This is a genomic window from uncultured Gimesia sp., assembly GCF_937910335.1.
Taxonomy (GTDB): domain Bacteria; phylum Planctomycetota; class Planctomycetia; order Planctomycetales; family Planctomycetaceae; genus Gimesia.
The window spans coordinates 1-4,314 of the sequence record NZ_CALEMX010000477.1 but is presented as its reverse complement, the minus strand read 5'-3'; the positions used below and the strand labels follow the sequence as shown (position 1 = coordinate 4,314).

Here is a 4,314-nt window from a genome sequence, read left to right as displayed (position 1 = left end):
CGACGCGTCAGGCAGATAGACGTGTTCTCTTTTGGGCTTACCTTTCGATTCCCATTCAATATTATCTGGTTAGTATTGGCTGGTACGGAATGTTTATTGTCTTTATTCCGGTTTACGTCTTTTTGTTATTGCCGATGAGAATGGTTCTGATTGGGGAAACCAAAGGTTTTATTCATTCTGCAGGTGTTATCCACTGGGCTGTAATGTTGACGGTATTTTGCCTCAGCCATATCGCCTATTTATTAGTGTTGCCAATAAAAAATCCTGAAGCGGGCAATATTGGGCTTGTGATTTTTTTACTCTTCATGACTCAGTTTAATGATGTCTCCCAATTTATCTGGGGAAAGCTATTCGGTAAACATAAAATTATTCCGAAAGTCAGTCCTAATAAAACCTGGGAAGGTTTTATCGGAGGTGTACTGACAATCGGACTTGTTTCCGGTTTTGTAGGGCCATTTTTGACACCAATGACGTTCCAATTCAGCCTGCTATCTGGTTTGATTATCAGCATCTCCGGTTTTATTGGGGATGTTGTAATCTCTTCCATCAAACGTGATTTGGAAATTAAAGATAGCGGGAGCCTGATTCCCGGTCATGGTGGGATATTAGATCGCTGTGACAGCCTGATTTTTACCGCTCCTCTGTTTTTTCATTTCCTTTATTATGTGAACTATTAGAACATGGATCGCATTCTCAAAATCCTGTTTTTTGCATTGATCGTCAGACCAATCGTTTTTGTGGTACTTGGCTTGAATGTACGCGGAAAACCGAATCTACCAACAGAGGGACCCGCTGTAGTTGCCGCAAATCATAATAGCCACCTCGATACAATGGTTTTGATGAGTCTTTATCCCCTATCCAAATTGCATCAAGTCCGACCGGTGGCTGCGGCGGATTATTTTCTCAAAAATCGTTTTTTGTCCTGGTTCGCTTTGAAATGTGTTGGCATTATTCCCATAAATCGAACCGGCCGGCAGCGAAAAAAAGAGTTGTTTGCTGGTTGCCATTCTGCATTAGACAATAGTGAGATACTGATTTTGTTTCCGGAAGGAAGCCGTGGGAACCCTGAAGAGATGAGTGAAATTAAAAGAGGGATTTATCATATTGTACATGACAGAACCGATTCCAGAGTTACACCGGTCATGCTGCATGGTCTAGGCAGAGCATTGCCTCGAGGAGAGGCATTACTTGTCCCATTTAATTGTGATGTGATTATTGGAGATCAGTTGCCCGAAGCAGAGACGGCTGAGGATTTAGTCAATGCAATTCAGTGTTCGTTTCTTGAACTCCAAAAATATTGTATTACGCGCAGTCAAGCATGATGAAGATGCCAAATACATGAAGATGGAATGAAACTGTCAGGTTAAGCAATGCTTTCTACTGTCTTGTCAACGCAATCTAGTTAAGAAAACCGAGCCAGCTTTTTTTACTATCGTCATCGAGATCATTTTCTTCAACGACTGATTCTTCAGATCTTTCGAGATTCAATCCCAGCTGCTTTTCTTTTTTGCGAATTTGCTCTTCGCGATTCTTAAGCATTGATTCGGTACGCGAGAGCCGGGCGCGTTCTATTGAGATTTCGACTTCCGCCATTCCCAGGTTTTGCTCGAGGTCGTGGTGCAGTGATTGAATTTTTTCAATCAATTCTTCGGGGACACTATTGAGTTGTTCCCAATTCACAGGGATGACTGCCGTTTCTGCTTCGCGGACGCGTTTGATTAACAAGCTGATGTATTGATCACGTGCACTGATTGCCTGCACCAACTGGTCTTGAGATGCCCGTTCAAAATCGATTTCAGCAGGTGCATCAGGAAGAGGTGGTTTATAGCTTCCGAGTGTACGTTGACTTGTGTCAGATTGTTCAGCAACGATCTTCTGAGCGACTGATTGTTGTTGCGGAACTGGCGGCGGTGTGGATGGAACTGGTTTTGTGAGATCCGCAGAGACATCGACTCCCTGACCGGAAAGCAATTTTTCTTTCATTGCTTCCCACCCACTTGCGGACGAATCATCCATGGGGACACTGGCTACGGGGGCCTCCAGCGTTTCTGCTTCTTCCGCCTGGCTCACTGGTTCTACTTCGGTACCAGGGAGTGATGGTGATGCTAAATAATCAACCAGACTGGATGGTTGGGGAGCAACAGGACCATTTACGAAACCGGATTCAACAAGTTGTTTCAATTCTGCGATCTGCAGTTCGATTCTTGTCAGGGAACTTTCGGTTTCTATTCCCTGAAATTGTTCTATGACCGTGTGCAGATCCTGTGTCAGTTTTTGCTGTTCTTCAATGACTTCATGGGGGATACCACCAGAGATCGTCATGCCCCGATCGGCGCCAGTGCGGTGTCTGCGATCCAGTTGTTCTGCGACCTGCTCCAGGCGTTCTGTCAGGACCTCAATCAACTGCTCTTTTTCGTGAAGTTCTGACTCCAGTTCTTTCACCCGGAGATTGTCTGCACCCGTCAACTCTTCGTTGGCACGCTGGCTCAGCTCCAGTTGTGCGGTAACCTCCGCCAGGCGTTGCTTGAGACTCGTTACCAACTGCTCTTTCTCTTGCAGTTCTTCTCCCAGTTCCTTGAGCAGTTCTTCTTCCATCGCCTTAACTCGAAGATCTTCTGCATTGAGTTTATCATCGATGATACTTTGCCTGTGATCCAGTTGGTCAGCGACCAGTGACAGTTTTTCTGTCAGAGTTACAACCAACTGCTCTTTTTCCTGCAGCTCTGTAACCAGTTCTTTCACTCCATGAATTTCTGCAGAGGATAATTGAGAATCTTTCACAGGTTGCGGAGATGGATTTTCTGGAGGAGTAAGCGCACTCTCTTTCTGGCAACTTGCAACGGAGTCTCTGGTAGGCAGAGATCCGGAAGTCGTTTGATCTACTTCGGACTGGGGAGAGTGATGATCAGGGGCCATCCATTTGTACCTTAATCTGTAACCTTTCCTACTGTTTTTGCACTAAGAATAAAGGGTTTAGCTTCTTATAACTTAGCTTATTTAAAAGCAGTATTTACGGGTTTCACAGAGGCCGTGATGCATTTTTCCTACATCTTTATGTGGATGGTATTGATTATTCAAATACTACCGGATTTACGACATTCGTCGTCTGATTTCCGACAAGAATTTCTGCGATTTGACGTGCCGCCTGTTGTCGAAGTTCATCCAATGATTCTTTGGAAATGAAGGCTGCGTGGGGAGTTACAATGACCCGCTCATCTTTGAAAAAAGGATCATTCAGATCGGGGGGTTCCGGGTCAAAGACATCCAGGGCGGCTCCCGCAATCGTGTTATTTTGCAGGGCAGTCTTCAATGCGGCAAAATCGATCAATGCTCCTCGCGAAGTGTTGATGAGGAAAGCGGTTGGCTTCATTTGTGAAAAGGCTTTTGCGTCAAACTGATGTAAAGTGGCATCAGTGAGCGGGGCGTGAATGGAAATGACATCGCTTTGCTGGATCAATTCAGTGAACGGAACCATAGTTGTTCCCGTGCCATAATCATTTCCGGAAGTATTAGTGGCGATAACGTTCATTCCAAAAGCTCGTGCGCGCTGGGCGACTGCCTGACCGGTTAAACCAAAGCCAAACACTCCTATCGTCAGCGCACTGAGTCTGCGAGGTAGCGGAGCGGAGGAAAGTTCGTAAATCCCCTGTTTCGTCTGAATATGAAAAAAAGCCACATTTCGCAGTCTAGCCAGCATTAACGCGATCGTATGGTCAGCCACTTCCGGGATACAGTAATCGGGTACATTCGTAACTGGAATCTTCAAAGAAGTTGCATATTCGACATCGATATTGTCCAACCCAATTCCTAAACGTGCAATGGTTTTACAATCGGGTGCCGCTGCGATGACGGCTTTGGTTACCGACGCCCAACATGTGGCAATGGCATCTACGCCGGTTGCAAATTGGATCAGTGTCTGCTCATCGGCGCCGGGTGGGGCTTCGATCACTTCCGCATCGACAAGCGATAATTCTTTTTTTTCGACCTCGCAATCGGGCCAGGCACGGTCAGTGATTAAGACACGGAATTTCGCGGACACAATTCATTCCCTTTCATTGTGAAATGTTTTAAAAATGCTTGATGTTTTCAGGATCGTTCTTTTCACAAAAGTTTACAAGTCTAGCCATCCCGAATATATTCTGCGAGCCTGCAATTCCAGGAAGCAGGGAGTCAGGTTGATGACAGTGCATTCAAAAATACTACGACACAAACCAGGCAACGAGGGAATCACGATTATAAAATTTACTTTCTAAAATGATATGTAGTAGCCACTACTTTTCCTGACAGTAGTATCCCAACTTCACACGTTTGTCA

At 45.3% G+C, this 4,314-nt stretch carries 4 protein-coding genes; 2 read left to right on the top strand and 2 right to left on the bottom strand.

Annotation, left to right across the window (positions count from 1 at the left end; translation table 11 throughout):
• On the top strand, positions 1-677 hold a 677-nt coding region (locus Q0668_RS19265; RefSeq protein WP_298867621.1), incomplete at its 5' end, for a phosphatidate cytidylyltransferase.
• Positions 678-680: 3 nt separating this feature from the next.
• Entirely contained in the window at positions 681-1,322 is a 642-nt protein-coding gene (locus tag Q0668_RS19260) for a lysophospholipid acyltransferase family protein (RefSeq protein ID WP_298867619.1), read from the top strand.
• Positions 1,323-1,398: 76 nt separating this feature from the next.
• Here the strand turns inward: Q0668_RS19260 and Q0668_RS19255 are convergent, their stop codons facing one another.
• Both Q0668_RS19255 and Q0668_RS19250 read right to left on the bottom strand, forming a co-directional pair.
• A complete protein-coding gene (locus tag Q0668_RS19255) occupies positions 1,399-2,916 on the bottom strand; it encodes a hypothetical protein (RefSeq protein WP_298867616.1) in 1,518 nt (505 codons plus the stop codon).
• A 154-nt stretch (positions 2,917-3,070) separates the two neighbouring features.
• Positions 3,071-4,039: a C-terminal binding protein gene (locus Q0668_RS19250; RefSeq protein ID WP_298867615.1), complete on the bottom strand. Its 969-nt coding sequence runs from the start codon at positions 4,037-4,039 to the stop codon at positions 3,071-3,073.
• Between the last annotated feature and the right edge of the window lie 275 nt (positions 4,040-4,314).